We start from the raw sequence: 22,320 nt of genomic DNA, 5'->3' as shown, positions 1-22,320 counted from the left end.
CCATGCGCATTGCCGTCACCATCGAACGTTACGAGTTAGGCAGGGGGGGCGCTGAAAAATCCACCGAGCAGATCATCCAGCAGCTCCAGGCACGCGGTCACCAACCCACCCTCCTCTGCGGAGCCGTCGGCAAAGACTCCAGCATCCCGGATGTGCCCATCGAAGCCGCCAACGCCGATCGCTTCAAAACCGCTGGTCATCTCTGGCGCTACCGGAGCTGGCTCAAACACCGCCTCGCCGGCCCGGACTTCGACACCAGCCTCTCGGTCACGACGCTCGCTCCGGCACGCGTCGTCGAACCCCGCGCAGGCATCTATTACGAACTACACCGCCAGGCTCTGCGCTGGCAGCCCGGTACAACCTCCAGGTTCGCTCGCCGTCTAGGACACCTGCTGAGTTCCAAGCAGCGCGCGATGCGTGACGCCGAACAGCAGACGCTCGCCGATGCCAGCGTCTATCGCTGGGTCGCGATCAGCCGCTACATGCAGCGGCAACTCATCGACCGGGGCGTCCCACCGGAGCGCATCAACCTGATCCCCAACGCCGCAGAAGCTCCAGTCCTCGATGCCAACCTCCGGGACGAACGCCGTCAGCAGACCCGACAGGCCTGGCAACTCGACAATCACCAGATCGCCTTTGTCTTCCCCGCTCACGCACCCCGTCGCAAGGGCGCGGTGCAACTCCTCCACGCCTTTGCTCAAGCCAAAGCCCCAGAGGCTGTCCTTGTGATGGTCTGCCCACGCGATGCCAGCCTCCAACGACTCGCCAAACAGCTCGGCATCGACGCTCGGACCCGCTGGCCCGGATCGACAAGCGATATGGCCAGCGTCTACGCCGCCGCCGATGTCACAATCCTCCCCAGCTTCTACGACCCGGCCAGTAAAATCGTCGCCGAGTCACTCCTCGCCGCGGTCCCTGTCATCACCACCCGAACCAACGGCGCCGCCGACCTCGTCGAACCCGACGCCATCCAAGGCCTGCAGACCCCGGGCTGGCGCGGGCGCCTCATCGACCACGCCGAAGATATCCCCGCCCTGAGCCAGACCATCCGTGACCTCTGCGACCCGGCCACCCGACAAGCCTGCGTCGATGCAGCCCCCGCGATCCAGCATGCCTGCTCGATGAAGCATCACGTCGACCAGCTCGAACAACTGCTCATCGCCGCCGCAGGCTGAAGTGAAGCTCAACCCTGCTTCGACGTTTCGTTCCGATGAACACCATGCTGCACGGCCCACAAGGCCGCGTACTTAAGCTGCGTCGTGACCGCCGTCTTCTGGGCGACCATCAGCCCAAACGTCCCATCCAGTATGGCTCCCTTGAGAATCAGCTGTTTGAACAGCGTAAAACCTGGCCGCAGCATGAGGTCCAGCGACGAGCACCGCTTGCCCTTGGCGTACTGCTGCTCCGCCACCATCAGCAGCCGCGCGTCCAGCCGACGCCCACTGAAGTAATCCTCAAAACCCACCGAACTGGTGCGCTTGTGGAGCAACGCCCCCGTCAGCTTCTTCTGGCGATCCGGAGTGGTTGGCAGTCGATCGTCGTGCAACGCGTCATCGTTCCACCGCGCTCGCCCCCGATGGATCAGACGGCTCTGCCAGTCGGGATCCCAGCCACGTGCATGACGCCCATAGATGTAGTTCTTCCTCCGGCAGTGAAGCACGTCATACCGATCCAGTTCTTCCTCGGACATCTCCTGAATCGCGGCCGCAAGCCTCTCGTCGATCTCCTCATCATGATCGAGAATGAACACCCAGTCGTTCCTCGCCAGCGTCATGCCAAACTTCTTCTGCTCGACATAACCCCGCCACGGCTCCTGCACATACACATCCGCGTGAGCCTCAGCGATCGCCTGCGTGTTGTCCTGCGAACCCGAGTCCACGATGACCAGTTCATCGGCCCACTTCGCCGAAGCACACGCATCAGCCAGCGTGTCCGCCGCGTTAGCGCAACAAATCGTGACACTGATTCTCGCCATGGCCCCAGCATAACCCGCCTGATGACCCCGTGAACCCGGCCTGTTACGCTTCCGACGTGCGGGAAACCAACACCTCTACCCGAAAACTCTTCTGGATCACCCCGACCTGGGGCGGGTCCCCCGCCTGGCGTCTCGGCGATCTCCGCAACGTCGTCGCCGAACTCATCACCCGAGGCCACAACCTCACGATTCTCACCGCCCGAGCAGCCGACGACGCACCTTATCCCGAGCGCACCCGTACCTCCGCTGAGAAACCCCTCCGCCCCGAAACCAGAGCCCTGATCCAGTTCGCCAACTGGGCCAGAGATGAGATCAGCCAAACACCCGATGCCCTCTCTATCTCCCTGAGCCCACTCGTCGCCGCCGACATCATGATCCCGACGCAAGGCCTGCGAGCCGTCACCCTTAAACGCCAGCGGCAACATCTCTCCGCCGCCAGGCGGCGCTTGAGACAACTCCTGCATCACGCTTCACCCCGCCAGGTCAGACTCCGACAGCTCGAACGAAAAGCGATGACGCGTCAGAGCACCCATACACTCATCGCCCTCAATCAGGACATCTGGCAGCAGATCGCCAACGATCCATATGCCCCATCGTCGCCAACACATACCCTGGCTACCCCGCTGTCCCTCCCGGATCTCGACCAAGCAACAGCCAGACAAACCCGGGCCCAACTCCGACACGCCTACCGCATCCCCGAGGGCCATGCGATACTTCTGTACACCTCGATGCGCCCTGATGAAGACCGCTGGCCGCTCATCCTCGATGCCTTCAACCGGTATCACCGAAGCCATCCCGAGTGCGTGCTGTTGGTCGCCACCTGGGTCGGCTACCGCCTGAATCAATCCATCGCCGATCGGGGCTGCCGCGACGCCGTTCGTCTGATCGGTATCCCCTCCAGACTGCCGGAACTCATCGCCGCCGCCGACCTCGTGATCCAGCCCAGCGTCGATCCCGCCGCCGACCTGCTGCCCCCGCTCTCACTTAGTCTGGCCCCCCGTCTCCTGACTTCCAACACGTCTGCCGACGCCTACCCCCTCAAGGACCCGCGGCAGGCCATGGCTGCATTGCCATCGAATGCCACCCCCGAAAGCACCGCCGCAGCCATCAGAAGCCTGCTGGAGACCGATCCCGCAGCATGGCCTCGCACGGCTACAGACGACATCTGTCAAACAGTCTCAGATTTCACATCCCAGCTTGAAGCGCAAATCCATGCCATTAAATGACTAAAGAGCCATCTGCGATGTGCTTTCCAGCCGCGTGAACCCCGGTTTGCGAGTTCCAACCTGCTACGTCTATACTACGTGGCTCGGCCCAGCCTGTTAGCAGGGCCCCAGCGATGAGACCATCCGTATGCCGACGATCAACCAGCTGATCCGCAAACCACGACGCACACCCTCGGTTAAGTCCAAGGTTAAAGACATCGATCAATGCCCTCAGCGGCGCGGTGTCTGCCTGCAGGTCAAGACCGTGACCCCCAAGAAGCCGAACTCAGCCCTCCGCAAGGTCGCTCGTGTTCGCCTTTCTAACGGCAAGGAAATCACCGCTTACATCGGCGGTGAAGGACACAACCTCCAGGAGCACTCCATCGTGCTCGTCCGAGGCGGCCGTGTGCGTGACCTCCCCGGCGTCCGCTACCACATCGTCCGCGGTGCCCTTGACTGCCTAGGCGTCGACGGCCGCAAGCGCGGCCGTTCCAAGTACGGCGTTAAGAAGTCCGGCAAGTAAACAAGACAACCAATCCGCTGGAGACACAGCGGACATTCACGCAACGAGGAATCCATGGGTCGCTTTACCGCCTCCGAAACACAGCTCGCTCCGGACCCCCGCTACGGCGATAAGGTCCTCTCACGCTTCATCAACTGCATCATGCTCGACGGCAAGAAGTCTGTCGCTATGCGTGTCGTCTACGACGCCATGGATGAGATCGAGAAGCAGACCAAAGGCGAGCCCACCGCGATCGAAATCTTCCACCGAGCTCTCAGCAACGTGAAGCCCTCCGTGGAGGTTCGCTCCAAGCGTGTTGGTGGCTCCAACTACCAGGTGCCTATGCAGGTCAACCGCAAGCGTCAGCAGAGCCTCGCCTTCCGCTGGATCATCGAGGCCGCCCGCTCCGGCAGCGGCCGTCCGATGTACATCCGGCTCGGACGCGAGCTCCTCGACGCCTCTCGCAACGAAGGCTCCGCCGTCAACAAACGCGATCAGGTCCACCGCATGGCCGACGCCAACAAAGCCTTCTCCCACTTCGCCTGGTGAGACAGCCCCCAACAAACCTCTTCGAAACCCTCGGCAAGCGTCGAGGGTTTTTTCTTGGTCCTGTGCGTCAACGCAACCGTCTCAGCTAGCATAAACCCGTGACCTCTCAGCCACCGACCAGCCGCTATCACCGCCAGATGCTCCTTCCCGGCATCGGCGAGAGGGGACAGCAACAGCTCGCCGAGAGCCACGCCATCGTCATCGGCTGCGGCGCTCTCGGCTGCGCGAACGCCGACGCTCTGGCCAGAGCCGGAGTGGGTCACCTGACGCTGGTTGATCGCGACATCGTCGAACTCACCAACCTTCAGCGTCAGGTCCTCTTCGACGAGTCGGACGCCAAAGCCGGCCTCCCCAAAGCCCAGGCCGCCAAACAGCGACTCGAGAAGATCAACAGCCAGATCCAGATCGATGCCATTGTCGCCGACGCCACGCCAGCCAACATCGAAGAACTCACAGGCGCTCGTGGCAGCAGAGAGCGTGTTGATGTGATCGTCGATGGTCTCGACAACTTCGAAACCCGCTACCTGCTCAACGACGTCAGCACGGCGCACGCCATCCCGTACGTCTATGGCGGCGCGGTCGCCATGCACGGAGCCGTTTACGCCATCCTGCCCCAGACCCTGTCCGCCGACACGCCCTGGGAAAAGGCAGGCGCCGCAGGCCCCGACCTCGAGCAGATCTTCCCCGAACCCCCGCCACCCGGGTCCACGCCCACCTGTGACACAGCCGGCGTCCTCGGCCCGCTGATCTCGATCGTCGCTGGCTTTCAGGCTGCCGAAGCCCTCCGGATCCTCACCCACCAGTGGCAGGCCATCAACCGTCAACTCCTGCAGATCGATCTCCAGACCCACAAGATCACTGAGATCGACGTCACCACCTTGGTCGAGTCATCTTACCCCCAAAGACTGCATCGCTTCCTCAAAGGCACATCCGCTTCGGAGACCACCTCCCTCTGCGGTCGCCACGCCGTGCAGATCACCCCACCGGTCCGAACGGCCACCCCTTTCGACCTCAAGGCCTGCTCCGATCGTCTCTCCACCTTCGGCCCCGCGCAGCTCTCGCCTTACCTCGTCCGAGGCGAAGTCACCGAAGCCAACAAAACCTTCGAGATCACCGTCTTCCAGGACGGCCGTGCCATCATCAAGGGCACCGAAGACCCCACCCTCGCCCGATCCCTGTATGCTCGCTACGTCGGAAACTAACCCGCTCGGAGAACACGGATGGACCAAGTACTCGCCGCCTTCAGGATGACCCACGAGTTCCTCTCCGGTCTCGCCAGCGACATCCCCGCAGAGCGCTTCGCCGAGATGCCTCAGGGCCTCAATCACCCCGCCTGGATCATCGGCCACTGCTGCTTCGTTCGGGATTCAGCCCTGGAGATGCTCGGCCAGGCCACGCACCTCCCACCAAGCTACAAGAACAGCTTCAATATGGGGTCCAAAATTACAAGCGATCTGGCCAGCTACCCCACGGCCGACCACCTCAACGAAGCCCTGACGGCCACCTACGACAGGCTGACGACCGCCGTAAAAGCCGTCTCCGCCGACCAACTCGCGTCCCCCAATCCGTTCGAAAGCCTGCGGGCAAGCCTGCCAAAGCTCGCCGACATGCTGACCTTCCTCATGACCACGCACGAAGCCATCCACGCCGGCCAACTCTCGGCCTGGCGACGCGCTTCCGGCTACCCGCCTAAGTTCTAAAGGTGCAACACCATGCTCGACGCCTACAAAGCCACTCTCATCGCCGGCTGGAACGCCAATCGCGACTACGCCCAGAAACTCGTCGCCGACCTCAAGCCCGACCAGTGGACCCACCAGCCCGCGCCCGGCATGAATCATCCCGCCTGGATCCTGGCCCACCTCACCCTCTACCACGAAGTCCTCGCGGGTCTGCTCAAAGGCGAAACACCCGCCGACCCCAAGGACCACCCCTTCGGCATGCAGTCGAGCCCCCAGCCCGACCTCGCGACCTATGGCGATCCTGAGCAACTCGTCGCCAGCTTCACAGAAGGCCACGCCAGCGTCCTCGCCGCACTCGAAGCCGCCACCGAGCAGGACATCCTCAGGCCCATGCCCATCGAACGCTGGACCACCCGTTTCCCTCGCGTCGGCGACCTCCTCGGCTACGTCATGCTTCTTCACGAAGCCACGCACCTCGGCCAGCTCTCGGCCTGGCGACGGGTGCAGGGCCTGCCCTCGGTCTGACAGACCCATGCCCGCTTACGACGACAGCCAGAACATCCTCTACCTCGATCACGCAGCCACCAGCTGGCCCAAGTCCGAGACCATGCTCACAGCCATGGCCGACTTCGCCCGCCACGAAGCCGGCAACCCAGGCCGCGCCGGCCATCGACTCTCCACCGCCGCCCAGTCTGTCATGGACCGCACACGAACCGTGCTGGTCCGTCTGATGCGCGTCCCAGACCCCTCGCATGTCGTTTTCACGCACAACGGCACCGACGCCCTCAACCTCACGATCCAAGGCGTCCTTCCCGAAACTCCCGCCGACCCCAAACCCCACGTCGTCACCACCACACTCGAACACAACGCCACCTCGCGCGTGCTCGAAACCCTCCACCAGCAAAACCACATCAGCCTCACCCGCGTGCCCTTCAATCAGTCAGGCGTCGTCGAAGCACCAGCACTCCTCAGCACCTGCACGGACCAAACCAAACTGGTGGTCATCAGCCACGCCTCCAACGTCCTGGGCACCCTCCAGCCTATCGCCGAGATAGGCGAGCAGCTGGCCGCCACCCAAACGCTCCTCTGCGTCGATGCCGCACAGACCGCCGGACTCGTTCCGATCGACATGGACAGTCTCCACATCGATCTCCTCGCCTTCTCCGGCCATAAAAGTCTTGCCGGCCCCACGGGAACCGGCGCCCTCTGCCTCAGCCAGCGAGCCGCAGAAGCCATCCACCCCATCCGCTTTGGCGGGACAGGCGGCGACTCCAAAACCCCTACCCAACCGCACGAACTGCCTCACCGCCTCGAAGCTGGCACACCCAACACCATCGGTCTCGCCGGCCTGCTCGCCGCCATCGAACCCCTGACAGACGACATTCTCACTCAACGCCTCCGAACCGAACGGGCTCTCAGAACACAGCTTCTCGATGGCCTGCAGCGTATCCCCGCCCTCCAACCGCTCGGCTCAGCCGATTCGAGCCAGACCATCGGAATTCTCAGCCTCACGTCATCGCTGCTCGACGCCGCCAGCCTTGCCTCGATCCTCGACGGTTCCTTCCACATCGCCGCCCGTGCCGGGCTCCACTGCTCGCCCCAGGTCCACCGCCAACTCGGTCTCCTGCCAGATGGCGCCCTGCGCATCAGCTTCGGCCCGAGCAACACCCCCGAAGACGTGGATCGCCTGCTGGCAGCGCTAGCAGCCATCCACGCCTGAACCAGCCGAGACCCAACAAAAAAAAAGACCCCGGCCCGAAGGCCGAGGTCTTGATTGTTTCAGATCAGCATGCCGAAGGCATGGCGAAGATCTTAGTAGCTCAGGCTGATGCCGACGGTGCCGATGGGCACCACATCGCCGGAACCGTGAACAACGCCTTCGCCAATATCGCTGGCTGCGTCGCCCATGAACAGCAGGTGGATGCCGGCACTGGCCGACCACTCACCGTACTCAGCAGGGATGAAAGCGAGCGGGGTCGAAGCCACGAGACCAACCTGAATGAAGCCGAAATCTTCATCACCAGCGTTGCCCGACTCGTAGTAGTCAGCGATGCTGAAGCCAACCGCGAACGGAATGGTCAGATCAACGGGGTAATCTTCGGACTGCAGCACGTTTAGGGCAAACTCACCGCCGAGCTCAAGGTAGGTACCGGTGTCGGCACCGCCATCCGCACCGCCGTCAAATTCAAGCGCCAGCAAAGCGTACGGGCTGAAAGCAAACTCGCCCAGCAGTTCACTGTCGTCATAACCGAGAACAAAGGCGAACTCTTCGGCGAAACCAGCACCGCCACGCGGGCTGTAGTAGTTGACGTACGACACGTCGAGCGTCAGACCTTCGGGCAGACCGACGGTTACACCAACAAACACGTCCTGCTCGTACCAGGGATCGTTGCTGGCTGCGTCGTTGTACTGGAAGCTGTTCCAGGTGCCGACGTAACCGGCCACCGTGAAGGTGTCGTCTTCATACAGATCGACGGTCACGGTCGCATAGGGCTGAAGGATCAGGCCCTGGTTTTCCTGGGCAATACCACGGAAGTAGTAGGCGCTGGTCCAGTCGACACCAGCATCGACGCTGATGGCACCCGTGTTGACCGCAGGAGCGTCCTGGGCCATCGCGCTGGTCGAGAGGCCGAAAGCTAGAGCGCTAGCGGCGAGGGTAGCCGTCGTGCAATTCTTGATCAGTGACATTCTTATCACTCCTTCTAAAAGGTATCCAACACCGCGTGGACAAAGGCTTCGGCCGCTTACACAACGGCTCGAAAATCAATCAGCCTCTAACAATGAGGCAAAAGGTCTGGTGTAGATAGCCGGGTTGTTAATGGTTCCATGGTCCAAGGTTGGTTCTGGAGAGCACCTTCTGTAAGCAGATCATAAAGTCGCTTACCAGGCCGCATGGCCTCTCCATCCGTAGAGAGACTAGAGCAACCCATGACGCGTGTCCAATCCTGCGGGCCTCTCCATTCGGCCCTCGTGCTGATAACTAATTGGCAGATCGACGTTACCGGTCAGTTCCCTTGAAGATTCTCATGTCCTAATGCCCGATTCAACCCGGGCTTAACCCGCGATAAAGGTCTTGGACCCGCTGAGCCTGCCGTTGCCGGACGTTGTCGAGCGTCAGCCGCGCAATTTTGAAGTTCTCCTGATCCTCCGGAACCAGCTTGCAGTGCTCCAAAACCACGTTGTAAATAAACTTCAAGGCATCCCGTGGCTGATGCATCTGATCCAGCGCATCGACGATATGAGCGTTGTTCACATCCTCGGCAAACAAATACGCCAAGTAGAAATCTGAACTGCGATCATTCCTGCACGCACGCAAACGACTCGACAGCAAGTCATAAAGCGTCGCGCCAGACCACGACAACCGATCGATCAGACTCTGCTTGTCCAGCCGAGCCTCCTGAAAAAACGCCGGCGACTCCTTGAACAACGCATGCCGAAGCTCGATGGGCAGCAGCAGCTTGACTCCCACCCCAGGCTGCTGGAAGAACTTGTTGTCGAACAATGGCCAAACCAGTGGACGCATCCGCGCCGGGTTCCCGCTGATGATCGTCGGCTCGTCCACCCGATCCATCAGCACCATCATCCCGTCATAGCCCAGCACCTTGAGCACCTTCAGCAGCCGCTGCGTCAGCCGATACCGGCTGTCATCCGCCGCCTTCGGCCCCGTCTCATCCTGATGAGCACCCCGCCCAAGCGGCTGACGTCGAACGTCCATCGAACGTAGACGCCCCAGCATCGCCATCGATTCATCCACCCCCCGCTCCACAGGCCGTAGCTCTCGACGAATCCCCACGCACAACCGCCACAACGACCATCGCTGCCAGCCCCACCAGCCGAGCAGCCCCAACCCCCCCGCGAAACTCAAGCCGCAGGCCGGCACCAGAAACACCGAGGTCCCCAGCTCCAGCCCAAGCACCACCGCCAGAATCCCCGCCACGATGAGCAGCAGCAACGCCGCCTGCAGCAACGCCTGATGAGGCAACCGCCAGCCAACCCGCAGCCGCTTCTTCAGCAGCTGCCAACGCGACACCACACCCCCGTTGACCGGCTGGTCGTACCAACTCGCCAGCACCAGCAGGTCCACCCGCTCATCACGGCTCATCTTCCGCAGACGCTGCCACGCATCCTTGGGAAGCGGCATCCGCCCGTTCGGACCATCCTCAGGCCGCAGCAACCCGTCAACCAACTGCGTCACCGCTACACTCAGGATCGCGTCTTGATGGTCCGCCAGACCCAGATGATCCAGCATCGCCTGCTCATCCCCCCGAAACCGACGCGTCAGCCGGTCCAGCACCGGATTCAGATCGTCGTACGCCACCTGCATCACCCGCCCGCTATCGCGCTCCACGTTGTGCCTCGCCACGTGCCGCTCGATCATCAGCCGGATCGCCGTCTTCCCGCTGCCCTTCTCCCCGAACACCACCGCGCCACTCGGCCGATCCACCCGCCCCAGAATCTTCGTGAAGTCCGGATGCATAGGCGGCCCGTCAATCATCCGATCAAAAACCGGATCCAGACTCGCCTCCTCCGCCGCAAACGGATTCACCGTCACCCCGTGATGACCCAAAAACGTCTCGATATTCATCCCATGGGCTCCAGAAAGGGCCGCCAATCCCAAACCACTGCCCATAGGGTACGCTAGACCAGCTATGAGTGAACCCCCCCAGACAGACCAGACAGCCAGCCTCGAAGGCACACACTTCGAGCCTGCCAACGACACCGAACGCGCAGACGCCATCGATAAAGCCTTCGACTACCGAGGCGATGTCACCCTCCACCTCACCACAGGCAACACCGCCGCGGGCTACCTGTTCGATCGCCGCAAAGACGCCGCCGTACTCCGCCTCATGACGCCCGACGGCCAAACCCAGACCATCCCCTACGACCAGATCAAGTCCATCGCCATGACCGGCAAAGACCCCGCCACCGGCCGCAGCTGGGAAACCTGGGTCAGTAAGTACATCGAGAAGAAACGCGCCGGCCAGGAAGCCTCCATGTACGGCCCGGACACCACCCCATCCGACGACACCGCCGCCTCCCAGTCCCCGCAACCCGCCCCGAAGTGAGCGCACATGGCGCACTCGATCCCCTCCCAACAAGCCTTCCCGGATCTCTTCAGCCAGGCACAGGCCACCGGTAACCGATTCCTGCCCGTCTCACTCCGCGTCCTTAGCGACTGGATGACCCCCGTCCTCGCCTACCGTCGTCTTGTCGCTCCCGATGTCCGCAACGCGCCCAGTTTCCTCTTCGAATCCGTGATCGATGGCGACCGTGTCGGCCGCTTCAGCTACCTCGGCTCACGACCCGCCGCCGAGTTCATCGCTAGACGTAACGAAGTCGAAATCCGCTCCACCCACAACCTCATCCCCACCGGCGCACGCATCGCCGAAGACCCCCTCCACGAAGTCTCCGAGCTCTCCAAACAACTCCAGGCCCATCCGCTCCCCGGCCTGCCGGAGTTCACCGGCGGCTGGGTCGGCTACACCGCCTACGACACCGTCCGCTACGCCGAACCCGAGCGGCTTAACAACCCACCCGAAGACGACCGCCACCTCCCCGACATCCACCTCCAGCTCTACCTCGACCTCGTCGCCTTCGACCACGTCCAGAAAACCGCCACTCTCATCACCCACGTCGACCTCTTCGCCGACCAGTCGCCCGAAACCGCCTACGACAACGCTCTGGAACACCTCCACACCATCGCCCAACAACTCGCCGAGCCCCACCCACAAGGCCTCGACAGCCTTACCCTGGCCGAAGCCGGACTCGACCTTCACTCCGCACCCTCCAGACTCCCTACCTCCAACCTCGGAGAAGGGGGGTACCAGCAGGCCGTCGAACGCGTCAAGGAATACGTCCTCGCTGGCGACGCCTTCCAGGTCGTCCCCAGCCAGCGCTTCACCCGACAGACACCCGTCGATCCCTTCGACATCTACCGATCCCTCCGCGTCGTCAACCCCTCACCCTACATGTTCTATCTCCAGATCGAAGGCGGTATGCTCATTGGCTCCAGCCCAGAGATCCTCTGCAAGGTCAAAGACCGCCAAATCATCAACCGACCCCTCGCCGGCACCCGGCACCGCGGCAATACCCCCGACGAGGACAAAGCTCTCGAGGCCGAACTCCTCGCCGATCCCAAAGACCGAGCTGAACACATCATGCTTGTCGACCTCGGCCGTAACGACGTCGGCCGCGTCGCCCACGCCGGATCCGTCGAACTCACCGCGTTGATGGAAGTCGAACGCTACAGCTACGTCATGCATATCAGCTCCACCGTCGAAGGCACCCTCCTCGACGGTCTGACCGCCTGGGACGCTCTCCGCACCACCCTCCCCGTCGGCACCGTCAGCGGGGCACCCAAGATCCGCGCGATGCAGATCATCGACGAACTCGAACCCACCCGACGCGGTCCCTACGCCGGCGCCGTCGGCTACGCCGACCTCCAGGGCAACATGGACATGGCCATCGCCCTACGAACCATGGTCGTGCAGCCCGCCGAGCAGCAGGGCACATGGAACGTCCACCTCCAGGCCGGTGGCGGCATCGTCGCCGACTCCGATCCCGACGCCGAACACCAGGAAACCGTCAACAAGGCCGCCGCCCTCGCCAAGGCCATCGACGTCGCCGAATCAACCTTCAGGACCTGATACGCACTTTCCAGCCCCGCCGGCCCGCCGGCCGATAACCACACTATGGCGACCGATGTCAAAACCCTCCTCAAACTCCGCGTCCCCTTCATCGTCGAAGTCGGCCGCCAGAAGCTGCCCCTCGACGACATCCTCTCCCTCGGGCCCGGAGCCATCCTCGAATTGAGCAAATCCGCCGACGACCACCTGTCGTTGCTGATCAACAACAAGGTGGTCGGCGACGGATCTGCCGTTAAAGTCGGTGAGAACTTCGGCGTCCGGATCGAGAACCTCGCCACCGCCAGAGAACGGGCCGAGGCACTCGCCGCCGACTAAACCTCATCACTTCTTATCAAACTCAGCCGGATCCAGCCCCTGCTTACGCATCAGCTCGATGCCGTGCGATTTCACATCCAGCCGCTTGTCCCGGATGTCTGGAGGGATCGGCCCCTCGTTCTTCCGCCGATCATCCGCATGCAGCTTGAACTTCGAGATCAGGGCCGACAGCTGCTCCGCCTTCCGCGACAACAACTCGATCGCTTCCGAAGCCTGCTTCGAGCCCTCAGCCGACGAGGAAATCACCGTCGAGATCTCCGTCACGCTGCTCGTCACGCCCTGGCTGGCGGAAGCCTGCTCGCTGCTCGCAGTAGCGATGCTCTCAACCAGCCGGTAAACCTCGTTCGAGCCGGCCACAATCGACTCCAGACTCTCGCCCGCCTCCTCGGCACGAGCCACACCCTGAGACACCCGCGATGTCCCGGACTGCATCCGCTCGACCGCCGTACCTGTCCCTTCCTGAATCGCTTCGATCGATTCAGCGATCTCCTCGGTCGCCTTGGTCGTCCGGTCTGCGAGCTTACGCACCTCATCGGCCACCACCGCGAACCCGCGACCATGCTCACCCGCACGGGCCGCCTCGATCGCCGCGTTCAACGCCAGCAGGTTCGTCTGATCCGCGATGTCGTTGATCACCTCGATAATCGCACCGATCTGCTCGCCGCGCCTTCCAAGGTCCTCCACGCAGTTCGCCGTGGCCTTCACCGCATCAGCGATCTCCTGCATGTCCTCGATGGTCTGCTTCACGACGCTGCCGCCACGACTCGCCATCTCACCCGCCTCGCGGGCACGCTCCAGACCGCTTCCAGCCTGATTCGAAACCTCAGCCACCGATGCAGTCATCTCCTCCGCCGCCGAAGCAATCACGCTCACCTGACGCTGCTGATCAAGGAGACCCTTGGAGATGTGCTCAGACGTCGCCGCAATCTCGGTCGAAGCTGAAGCGACCTCGTGTGAGGCCCCCTGAACCGACGCCACCAGGTCATGCACCTTGCTGGCAAACCGGTTGAAGCCCCTGGCCAGAAGACCCAGCTCATCCTGCCGCTTCTCATCCAGTCGAACAGTCAGATCGCCATCCCCCTCAGCAATGTCCAGCATCGCCGCCGCCGTCCGATTCATCGGAACCGTGATACTGCGCGTGATGAAGAACGCCAGCAAGGCCGCCAAAAGAATGTCAGCGAGGATGGCAATGTTGACGGTCAGAACATTCCGCTCAGCCGTAGCGAGAGCCTCGCCGTTGATCCGACTGGCATCTTCCGCCAGACTTTCGACGATCGTCTGCCAATGCCCATAAATCTGAGGTCCCAAGACATCCAATGAGCCGAGCACCAAGGCATCACGCTGAGCCACCAGTTCCGTTAGCTCAGCCAGGTTCTCTCCGTACTGGTTCGTCAGGGCTTCGAAACGCTCGATAAAATCAACGTCGGATGCACCCGCTGAGGTCCGCAAGCCGGCTATACGCTCTTTAAGAGAAGCCAGCTCAACCTGCGTGCGCTCAAGCCGTTCAGATTCGCCCCCTGCCAGATACATCCGGCCATAAAGCCGGACCAACATCAGGTTCACCGTTGTATCCGCGACCTCCGTCACGCCCTGTAAATCCCCGCGGCCTCGCAAGACGTCTTCATACTCCTTCAAAGCCAAACGCAGGCCTCGGCCAGCCGGTAGCAGTGACTGATCGCGCAGATAGTTGCGTCGCGTGATGACCTGCTTTGCCTCGTAGAAGGCAGCGTCATACGCATCAAATTTCTCCCGGATCTTGACAAGCTCTGCACGCCGCCCGGGGTTCTGGAAGCTGGCATCGCTCGATTCAAGCAGCTCTCGGAATCGCTCTCGAGCCACCGTGTACATCTCGTACTCCGACTCCTTGTTCGTCAGCAGGTAGTCCTTAACCGCAGTCCGCAGTTCCAGAAGCGTCGTCTGCGACTTGCCACCCACCTGACTGTCCGCTGTCATCTCCGCGACTTCCTCAACCTGATTCGACAGGTGATTCAGCGCAACCTGACCCACCACACCCACGCCGATGCCAATCGCCGTGACCACGGTAAAACCAAACGCCAGCTTTCGACCAATGGTTAGTTTCATCTTATGCTCCAGCGGGACCAGATCGCAAAACATGACGGCTATGCCCAAAACATTGCCATCCGGCTAATCGGTGGTTTTCCCTTAGTACTGAAGCCAAAAACGTGCAGAACGATCAACATCCTTGCGTAGGATAAAGAGGCCTGATTATTCAGACCTTGACCGCAGCCACTTTCACCTGAAACGCATCCTCCGACACAACACGCACCCGCGAGCCCGCATCAATCACCCCGCCCTGTGCCAGACACTCGATCCGCTCGCCCCCAATCTCACACATCCCCACAGGCCGCAGATCCTTCAAGGCCACCCCCTCCTGCCCAACCCGCGTCGACTTCTTCGCCGCCGCAGCCTCCTCCGCCTCCTGATTCGATCCGAGCGTCAACATCCGGAAAACAGGCGTGTGCGGAAGGATCCTCAGTCCCGTCCCCACGATCACCGGCAGCAGCACCAACGCAAACAACGTCGCGAACAACCCCAGCGTCGTATCGCTGATAAACAGCATCACGATCCCCACCACCAGGCTCGCCGACGCCGCCAGCGCCAACACCCCCGCCGACGGCACGAAAAATTCCAGCACCACTAGGCCCAGACCCACCGCGATCAGAATCACGCCCCACAGAATCAGCGAGCCACCACTCCCGGCCCCGCTCGCCGCAGGGGCCTGACTCTGAGCCAGCAAACACAACGCCGTCAGCATGAACCCAACCTATCGATCGAACTGACCATCAAACGCCAGATCACTGCTCGGGAAATCCACCGACCGTACGAAGTCGCACGCCTCGGTCGCGCCATGTTCACGATCCATCCGCCCATCCTCCCACTCCACCGACAACGGCCCGCGATACCCCGCATCATTCAAGGCGACAATGATCTCCTCGAAATCAATATCCCCATGCCCAAGCGAACGGAAATCCCAGTACCGCCGCGGATCACAGAAATCCGTATGACCCCCGAACACACCCACCGACCCATCCCCGTGACCCCACCACACATCCTTCATGTGCACGTGATAGATCCGCTCCGCGAACGCCCGTATGAACTTCACGTAGTCCACCCCCTGATACCCTAGGTGCGACGGGTCATAGTTAAACCCGAACCGCTTGTGACCACCCACCGCCTCGATCGCCCGCTCCGACGTCGCCAGATCGAACGCGATCTCCGTCGGGTGCACCTCCAGCGCAAAGTTCACATCCGCCTTCTCAAACGCATCCAGAATCGGCTTCCACCGATCCCCAAAATCCTTGAAACCCGCATCCCAATACGCCTGGCTCGTCGGCGGGAACGCATAGGTCGCATGCCAGATGCTCGACCCCGTAAACCCATTCACCACTGCCGGAAATGCATCCTTACCCTCCGGCTTCTGATCGATAAACCGACGACAAGCCTGCGCCGTCAAAATCATCCGCTCCGCCGCCCGCCGCCGAACCCCCTCCGCATCCCCATCACCCCACACCGACTCAGGAAGAATCGATTGGTGCCTCTCGTCGATCAGATCACACACCGCCTGACCCACCAGATGGTTCGACACAGCAAAAGCTGTCAGGTCGTACTTCCCCAGAATCGCCCACCGCTCCCGACAGTAAGCATCACTCTCCGCCGCCTGCTCCACATCAAAGTGATCTCCCCAGCAAGCCAGCTCCAAACCGTCATAGCCAAACGCCGCCGCCTTCTCGCACATCGTCTCAAATGGCAGATCAGCCCACTGGCCGGTGAACAGCGTGACAGGTCGTGGCATCGCAAACTCCAATCTCAAAATCAGTTCTGACGAATCGGCAAATCCATACAACAGTCTAGCTCACGCACCCGCCCGACCGCGAGCACCAGCCACCTCCACCCAGGACACTACCCATTACAAGGCAGCAGCTTCGCCCCAGCCACCTCCGCCTCAAGCGCTTCCATCCGACACCGAAGCTCCTCCAGAAACGCCTCCGTCGACAGACCCTCCTCCGGCCGCCAAACCTCCCCATAAACCACCGTCACCCGCCCCGGCCAGAAAAAGTGCCACAGCATCGCATGCTTCCTGGGCGTCCCGTCGATCCAGATCGGCTGAATCGGCGCCCCCGACCGCCGCTGAATCATTACGATCCCAGGCTTAAGCGGGGCCAGCACCCGCTCCGTCCGCTGCAGCGACCCCTCCGGAAAGATCCCCACCACGTCCCGATCCTCCTTCAGCACCGTCACCACACGCTTGATCCGACCCGTGTTGTTCTCCCCGTAATCCATCGCGATCGGCTTGATCGACCGCCAAAGCGGCCCCAAAAACCAGAACAGATAACTCGTCAGCATCAGCCACCGCACCCGCCGCAGACACCCAGCCTGCATCACCAGCGGGTCCAGCCCCGTCGTGTGGTTCGCCGCAAAAATCACCGGCCCCTCACTCGGCACCCGATACCGGCCCACCCAACGACAACGGTGATAGATCAGCGTGTACCACCGCACAAAGTGCCAGAAACCATTGGCCACACGATCCGCTTCCATCGGCCCACGACTCATGTGAGTCCAAAGCCCTGCCAGTCCCACCAGCACCATGACCGTCCCCATCACCCCCAACGCAATCACAATGATTGTGTCCGCTTCCGGCACCCGCCAGATGACGAAGTACGTGACCACACTCACCATCGTGTTCGTCAGCGCCGTCAGCCCCATCACCCGCCCCCGGATGTAATTAGGCGTCAGACACTGGATCGTTGTGATCGTCGTCACGATCGCGATGTTCCCGAACACCCCCACCAGAAAACCAAGCATCACCGACAACCCATAAACCGGAACCAGCGACAACGACACCAGCACCGCACCCAGCAGCACCGTCGCCACCATCAGCGTCATCGTCGACTCCCGACGACGCCCCAGCGTCCCAATCACAATCGCCCCAACCAACATCCCCAAACCAACCGCCGCGCTCACAATCGCCTCAAAACTCAACTGCTCATCCCCGGTCAGCCCGAAGTGCGTCCGCGCCAGACCCGGCACCGCACTGAAGACCATCGCCCCCGCCGCCCACAGAAGAATGTTGAACCCCATTAGCACCAGCAGCCGCTTGTGCCTCAGCGCGTAAACCACGCCCGGCCAGAGCGACCGCGACGCAGTCCCCTGAGCCACCCGCTGATGCGGAATCGGACGCAAAAATGCAAAGAACCAGCCCGAGATCAGATAAAAACCCGCGCACAGCCAAAGCCCCGTCTTCACCGATTCGATGCTGTCCGCATCCGTGATCGCATTGAACAGCAGAATCCCACACATCGACGCCACCACGTTGATGCCAAGAATCACCGCATTCGCCGGTTGAAGCTGAGCCCTCGGAATGATCTCCGGCACCACCGCATTCCGAGCCGGGTTAAATGTCGCCGCACAAGCCCCCGCGATCACCACCACGATGATGACCTGCGAATGAAAACGATCAGCGACATGGGCCGAACCCGTCGCCCCAACCAGCCAGTACAAGCCCAGCAGAATCGCTAGCCCTCGCGTCTGATCACACGCCAGCATGATCCACTTCCGTGGCAGCCGATCAGCCAGCCACCCCGCCGGCAAACTCAACAGGATGTAAGGGGCAAAGAACGCAAAGCTGATCCCCGCCTTCAGACTCGTCGAGTCGGTCCCGACCGCCAATCCACCCAGCAGCACCCAGGCCGTCAGCATCAGAATCCGATCCCCAAAACCCGACGCCGCCGTGCTGGTCCACATCAGCGTGAAGTTCAGATTCCGCCACAGCGGACGACGAACCACCTGCTCCGGGATGCCGACACCAGCCTCGCTCATGGACCCACAAGATAGCGACCCCCGCCAACCCAACACGCTTGCGGGAAAACAACCATCCCTGTCTGCAAGGCCGAGAACCCAAACCCGACTACACTCCACAGTTCGCAACGCTGTTCGAGAGGACCCAAACCATGGCCAGAACCCCAGGCGGTTTCGGCAACCAGCCCGACATCGACCCCGCAGAAGTGCTCCAACTCCTCTGGAAACGCTACGGGGCCGGCTTCACACCCATTTTCATCCTGATCGTCCTGGTCGGCGTCGGCATCTGGACCTCCATCTACACCGTCGCCACTGAGGGCCGAGCCGTCGTCAAACGCTTCGGCGAGGTCAGCCGCGTCGCCGACCCCGGCCTCAACTTCAAACTCCCCTTCTTTATCGAGACCGCCACCTTCGTCCCCACCGAGCGCGTCCAGAAAGAGGAATTCGGCTTCACCACCACCAACATCGGCCAACGATCCAGCTTCGAAAAGACCGCCGCCGACCTCGACGTCTCCCTCATGCTCACCGGCGACCTCAACGTCATCGACGTCGAATGGGTCGTCCAGTACCGCATCACCGACCCGGTCAAGTACCTCCACTCCGTCCGGGCACCCGTTGAAACCCTCCGCGACATCTCCGAAGCCGCCATGCGCCGCATCGTCGGCAACCGTATCGGCGCCGACGCCCTCACCGTCGGTCGTGTCTCCATCGCCAACCGCATGCAGGAAGACCTCTCGACAGCCCTCGAAGCCTACGACATCGGCCTCACCATCACCGCCGTCGAACTACAGGACGTCCTCCCACCCGAACGCGTCAAGCCCGCCTTCGACGACGTCAACGCCGCCCAGCAGGAACGCGAACGCTCCATCAACGAAGCCGAACGCTCCCGCAACCAGATCCTCGCCCGTGCAGAAGGCGAAGCCCAGCAGCTCATCGCCCAGGCCGAAGGCTACAAAGCCGAACGCGTCAACGTCGCTCGTGGCGAAACCGACCGTTACCTCGCCCTCCTCGAGGCCTACCAGAGCAACCCCCAGGTCACCCGACAGCGCATGTACCTCGAAATGATCGACCGCGTCCTCCCCGAAGTCGGCAAAATCTTCGTGATCGAATCCGGCCAGGCCGGACCCCTCCCCCTCCTCAACCTCAACCCCGAAGCCGGTAACCCCGTCACGGGAGGAGCCCGCTGATGATCCAGTCCGTCATCGCCATCGTTGTCGTCCTCCTCACGATCCTCGCCGGATCATCCCTCTACACCCTCGATGAAACCGAGCAGGCCGTCATCCTCCGCTTTGGTCGCCCTGTCGGACAACCCATCACCGATGCTGGTCTCCACATCAAAGTCCCCTTCGTCGATCAAGTCCGCCGCTTCGATAAACGACTCCTCGCCTGGGATGGCGACCCCAACCAGATCACCACCCTCGAACGACAGTTCATCCAGATCGACACCACCGCCCGCTGGCGCATCGTCGACCCCCTGCTCTTCCTCCAATCCGTCCGCGACGAAAGCGGCGCCCAGTCTCGCCTCGACGACGTCATCGACTCTGTCGTCCGCGACGCCGTCTCCAGCACCGGACTCGCACAGATCGTCCGCTCATCCAGCTGGTCAGGCATACCTCAATCCGAAGCCGCAGAACAGGTCATGGTCGCCACCGAAATCGACCCCGCCGAGAAGGGCGGCCGCGAAGAACTCGAAGGCCGCATCCTCGCTGAGGCTGGCCGCAGCATGGGACAGTACGGCATCGTCCTCGTCGATGTCCGCATCAAGCGACTCAATTACGTCCCCTCCGTCCAGGCCCGCGTCTTCGACCGCATGATCACCGAACGCCAGCGCGTCGCTCAACAGTTCCGCTCCGAAGGCGAAGGCGAAGCCCTTCGCATCCAGGGCGAAACCCAGCGGGACCTCGCCGAGATCACCTCCAGTGCCAACCGCGACGCCGAAATCATCCGCGGTCAGGCCGACGCCGAAGCCACACGCATCTACGCAGACGCCTTCGGCCAGGACCCCGAGTTCTACGCCTTCCTCCGAACCCTCGAAAGCTATGGCAAGAGCCTCGGCCGAGAAACCACCCTCATGATTTCCGCCGACGCCCCCTACTTCCAGTTCCTCCAGGGACTCGAAAACGATAACTAGGCCCACCGCAACCCGCGCATCAAAAAAGCCCGAGCAAACGCTCGGGCTTTTTCATGGATCAAATTGTTAATGAATCAGCCCCGCTTGTCCCGCTCGATACACGCAAACGCATTGTGGTTGTGGATCGACTCGAAGTTCTCGCTGTTCACCCGGTACCAAACCACCCGCTCCTCCGCTTCCAGACCCAGCGCCAGATCACGCACCGTGTCCTCCACGAACTTCGGGTTGTCATAGGCAGCCTCGGTCACATACTTCTCGTCCGGCCGCTTGAGCACCGAGAACACCTGCGTGCTCGCCGCACGCTCGGCCACCGCCACCACATCCTCCACCCACATCACCTCACCCTCCGCCACACGCACCTCCACCAGCATCTCACAACGCTGGTTGTGCGCCCCGTACTCGGAGATTTCCTTTGAGCACGGACACAGGCTCGTCGCCGGCACCTTCACCCCCAGCACGAAGTCATCCGTTGCCCCACTCGTGCAGGTGAAAGTCACTTCCACGTCCAGCTTGCCCACCTGTCCGGTCACAGGCGCCGCCTTATCGATGAAATACGGAAACGTCAGCTCCAGATGAGCCTCATCCGCCCCCAGCCGCTTCTTCATCTCACGGCACATGGCCATCACATCATCCGATCGGATCGACCGGTGATGCGCATTGAGTACCTCGAGAAAACGGCTCATGTGCGTGCCCTTCTGGTCAGCAGGCAGCCCCACATACATGTTCACCATCGCAACCGTGTGCTGCTCGCCACCCGTCGCCGGATCGACCAGCGTGATCGGATAACGCACACCCTTCACGCCGACCTGGTTGATCGCGATGTTACGCTCGTCAAGACTGCCCTGAACGTCAGGCATCGCGGCCGAAACAGGCACAGAGCGGTCGTGGCCAGATGTCACAAAACTGTCGGTCATGGTCAAGGTTAGGCTCCAGGCTCAAATGGTGGGAACTCATCATCCTAGGCAGCAGCCTCCCCGGGAGCCAGAAGCATACCCACACGCCCCTGACCTCTACCGGCCAGTCCGTTACGATGGGCTAGCTAGGACCACCATGGACGACCTGCCCGAAAATCTCTGGTTCCGTGGCGACGAGGCCTGCTCCTTCGGCTCCTCCTGGTCGCCCCCTATTAACCTGTTCCGCACACCCGGAGCCATCCACGTCTGCCTCGACGTCGCCGGCACCGACCCGGCCTCCATCGAGATCGAGTTCGAAGACGGCTACGCCATCATCAAAGGCGAAAGGCCCTGCCCGGAACCTCAGACGCAGGCACCCTCCGAGCAGACACGCATCGAAACCATGGAAATCGACCACGGACCCTTCCAACGCGTCATCGAGATCGGCCTCCGTATCGACACCCAACGCATCACACAAACCTACCAGCACGGGCTGCTCAAACTGACCCTGCCCCTGCTGCAGAAAACCACAGACCAACCCAAAGCGCAGACCCCCCAAACCCCCAAGACAGTACCGGGCAAGTAACACCGCCCGCACCCCGGAGTA

Annotated in this window: 22 protein-coding genes; 14 read left to right on the top strand and 8 right to left on the bottom strand. The window is 61.9% G+C overall.

Translation table 11 applies throughout. The features are described 5' to 3' along the window. The first annotated feature begins 2 nt into the window (after positions 1-2). On the top strand, positions 3-1,175 hold the full coding sequence (locus ACQZAB_RS00835; RefSeq protein WP_428386289.1) for a glycosyltransferase family 4 protein: 1,173 nt from the start codon (positions 3-5) through the stop codon (positions 1,173-1,175). 8 nt (positions 1,176-1,183) lie between these two features. Here ACQZAB_RS00835 and ACQZAB_RS00830 read toward each other — a convergent pair whose 3' ends face one another. After that, the gene (locus ACQZAB_RS00830) at positions 1,184-1,975 is read right to left on the bottom strand and encodes a glycosyltransferase family 2 protein (RefSeq protein ID WP_428386288.1); all 792 of its coding nucleotides are present in this window, start codon (positions 1,973-1,975) and stop codon (positions 1,184-1,186) included. Between the two features lie 56 nt (positions 1,976-2,031). On the opposite strand from ACQZAB_RS00830, the gene ACQZAB_RS00825 reads away from it, so the two are divergent. The 7 genes from ACQZAB_RS00825 to ACQZAB_RS00795 all read left to right on the top strand — a co-directional run bounded on the left by ACQZAB_RS00825 (position 2,032) and on the right by ACQZAB_RS00795 (position 7,630). Beyond that, positions 2,032-3,201 (top strand): hypothetical protein, encoded by a 1,170-nt coding sequence (locus ACQZAB_RS00825; RefSeq protein WP_428386287.1) that lies wholly within the window; start codon positions 2,032-2,034, stop codon positions 3,199-3,201. Positions 3,202-3,328: 127 nt separating this feature from the next. Continuing rightward, the gene (gene rpsL / locus ACQZAB_RS00820) at positions 3,329-3,703 is read left to right on the top strand and encodes a 30S ribosomal protein S12 (protein ID WP_428386286.1); all 375 of its coding nucleotides are present in this window, start codon (positions 3,329-3,331) and stop codon (positions 3,701-3,703) included. Between the two features lie 54 nt (positions 3,704-3,757). Next, entirely contained in the window at positions 3,758-4,231 is a 474-nt protein-coding gene (gene rpsG / locus ACQZAB_RS00815; protein WP_428386285.1) for a 30S ribosomal protein S7, read from the top strand. 98 nt (positions 4,232-4,329) lie between these two features. Continuing rightward, on the top strand, positions 4,330-5,433 hold the full coding sequence (locus ACQZAB_RS00810) for a ThiF family adenylyltransferase (RefSeq protein WP_428386284.1): 1,104 nt from the start codon (positions 4,330-4,332) through the stop codon (positions 5,431-5,433). Positions 5,434-5,451: 18 nt separating this feature from the next. Next, on the top strand, positions 5,452-5,931 hold the full coding sequence (locus ACQZAB_RS00805; RefSeq protein WP_428386283.1) for a DinB family protein: 480 nt from the start codon (positions 5,452-5,454) through the stop codon (positions 5,929-5,931). A gap of 12 nt (positions 5,932-5,943) precedes the next feature. Beyond that, positions 5,944-6,435 (top strand): DinB family protein, encoded by a 492-nt coding sequence (locus ACQZAB_RS00800; RefSeq protein WP_428386282.1) that lies wholly within the window; start codon positions 5,944-5,946, stop codon positions 6,433-6,435. 7 nt (positions 6,436-6,442) lie between these two features. Further along, positions 6,443-7,630 carry an aminotransferase class V-fold PLP-dependent enzyme gene (locus tag ACQZAB_RS00795; RefSeq protein ID WP_428386280.1) on the top strand — a complete coding sequence of 396 codons (1,188 nt, stop codon included), beginning with the start codon at positions 6,443-6,445 and terminating at the stop codon, positions 7,628-7,630. 92 nt (positions 7,631-7,722) lie between these two features. Here ACQZAB_RS00795 and ACQZAB_RS00790 read toward each other — a convergent pair whose 3' ends face one another. Then, the gene (locus tag ACQZAB_RS00790; protein ID WP_428386279.1) at positions 7,723-8,598 is read right to left on the bottom strand and encodes a TorF family putative porin; all 876 of its coding nucleotides are present in this window, start codon (positions 8,596-8,598) and stop codon (positions 7,723-7,725) included. A gap of 355 nt (positions 8,599-8,953) precedes the next feature. Continuing rightward, positions 8,954-10,495 carry a hypothetical protein gene (locus ACQZAB_RS00785; protein ID WP_428386278.1) on the bottom strand — a complete coding sequence of 514 codons (1,542 nt, stop codon included), beginning with the start codon at positions 10,493-10,495 and terminating at the stop codon, positions 8,954-8,956. A gap of 64 nt (positions 10,496-10,559) precedes the next feature. Between ACQZAB_RS00785 and ACQZAB_RS00780 the strand changes: the two genes are divergently transcribed. From ACQZAB_RS00780 to ACQZAB_RS00770, 3 genes are read left to right on the top strand one after another with little or no spacing between them, the layout of a single operon-like run. Further along, a complete protein-coding gene (locus ACQZAB_RS00780) occupies positions 10,560-10,976 on the top strand; it encodes a hypothetical protein (protein ID WP_428386277.1) in 417 nt (138 codons plus the stop codon). A gap of 6 nt (positions 10,977-10,982) precedes the next feature. Then, complete coding sequence (gene trpE, locus ACQZAB_RS00775) at positions 10,983-12,557, top strand: anthranilate synthase component I (protein WP_428386276.1); 1,575 nt, start codon at positions 10,983-10,985, stop codon at positions 12,555-12,557. A gap of 45 nt (positions 12,558-12,602) precedes the next feature. Further along, positions 12,603-12,872, top strand: a complete 270-nt coding sequence (locus tag ACQZAB_RS00770) for a FliM/FliN family flagellar motor switch protein (RefSeq protein WP_428386275.1) — start codon at positions 12,603-12,605, stop codon at positions 12,870-12,872. A 6-nt stretch (positions 12,873-12,878) separates the two neighbouring features. On the opposite strand, the gene ACQZAB_RS00765 is transcribed toward ACQZAB_RS00770, so the two are convergent. The 4 genes from ACQZAB_RS00765 to ACQZAB_RS00750 all read right to left on the bottom strand — a co-directional run bounded on the left by ACQZAB_RS00765 (position 12,879) and on the right by ACQZAB_RS00750 (position 18,710). Continuing rightward, a complete protein-coding gene (locus tag ACQZAB_RS00765) occupies positions 12,879-14,954 on the bottom strand; it encodes a methyl-accepting chemotaxis protein (protein WP_428386274.1) in 2,076 nt (691 codons plus the stop codon). 148 nt (positions 14,955-15,102) lie between these two features. Next, the gene (locus ACQZAB_RS00760; protein ID WP_428386273.1) at positions 15,103-15,648 is read right to left on the bottom strand and encodes an NfeD family protein; all 546 of its coding nucleotides are present in this window, start codon (positions 15,646-15,648) and stop codon (positions 15,103-15,105) included. Between the two features lie 9 nt (positions 15,649-15,657). After that, the gene (locus ACQZAB_RS00755; RefSeq protein WP_428386272.1) at positions 15,658-16,686 is read right to left on the bottom strand and encodes a sugar phosphate isomerase/epimerase family protein; all 1,029 of its coding nucleotides are present in this window, start codon (positions 16,684-16,686) and stop codon (positions 15,658-15,660) included. A gap of 107 nt (positions 16,687-16,793) precedes the next feature. After that, positions 16,794-18,710 carry an MFS transporter gene (locus tag ACQZAB_RS00750; protein ID WP_428386271.1) on the bottom strand — a complete coding sequence of 639 codons (1,917 nt, stop codon included), beginning with the start codon at positions 18,708-18,710 and terminating at the stop codon, positions 16,794-16,796. Positions 18,711-18,841: 131 nt separating this feature from the next. On the opposite strand from ACQZAB_RS00750, the gene hflK reads away from it, so the two are divergent. Continuing rightward, a complete protein-coding gene (gene hflK / locus ACQZAB_RS00745) occupies positions 18,842-19,876 on the top strand; it encodes an FtsH protease activity modulator HflK (protein ID WP_428386270.1) in 1,035 nt (344 codons plus the stop codon). Next, entirely contained in the window at positions 19,876-20,820 is a 945-nt protein-coding gene (gene hflC / locus ACQZAB_RS00740; RefSeq protein WP_428386269.1) for a protease modulator HflC, read from the top strand. Before hflK ends, hflC begins: the two co-directional genes overlap by 1 nt. A gap of 74 nt (positions 20,821-20,894) precedes the next feature. On the opposite strand, the gene folE2 is transcribed toward hflC, so the two are convergent. After that, positions 20,895-21,734, bottom strand: a complete 840-nt coding sequence (gene folE2, locus ACQZAB_RS00735; RefSeq protein WP_428386268.1) for a GTP cyclohydrolase FolE2 — start codon at positions 21,732-21,734, stop codon at positions 20,895-20,897. Between the two features lie 136 nt (positions 21,735-21,870). On the opposite strand from folE2, the gene ACQZAB_RS00730 reads away from it, so the two are divergent. Then, entirely contained in the window at positions 21,871-22,299 is a 429-nt protein-coding gene (locus tag ACQZAB_RS00730) for an Hsp20/alpha crystallin family protein (protein WP_428386267.1), read from the top strand. The last annotated feature ends 21 nt before the right edge of the window (positions 22,300-22,320 follow it).

Source organism: Mucisphaera sp. (genome assembly GCF_965279675.1).
GTDB lineage: Bacteria > Planctomycetota > Phycisphaerae > Phycisphaerales > Phycisphaeraceae > Mucisphaera.
Note: the sequence above shows the minus strand (reverse complement) of the source record. Positions and strands in the feature narration are given on the sequence as shown.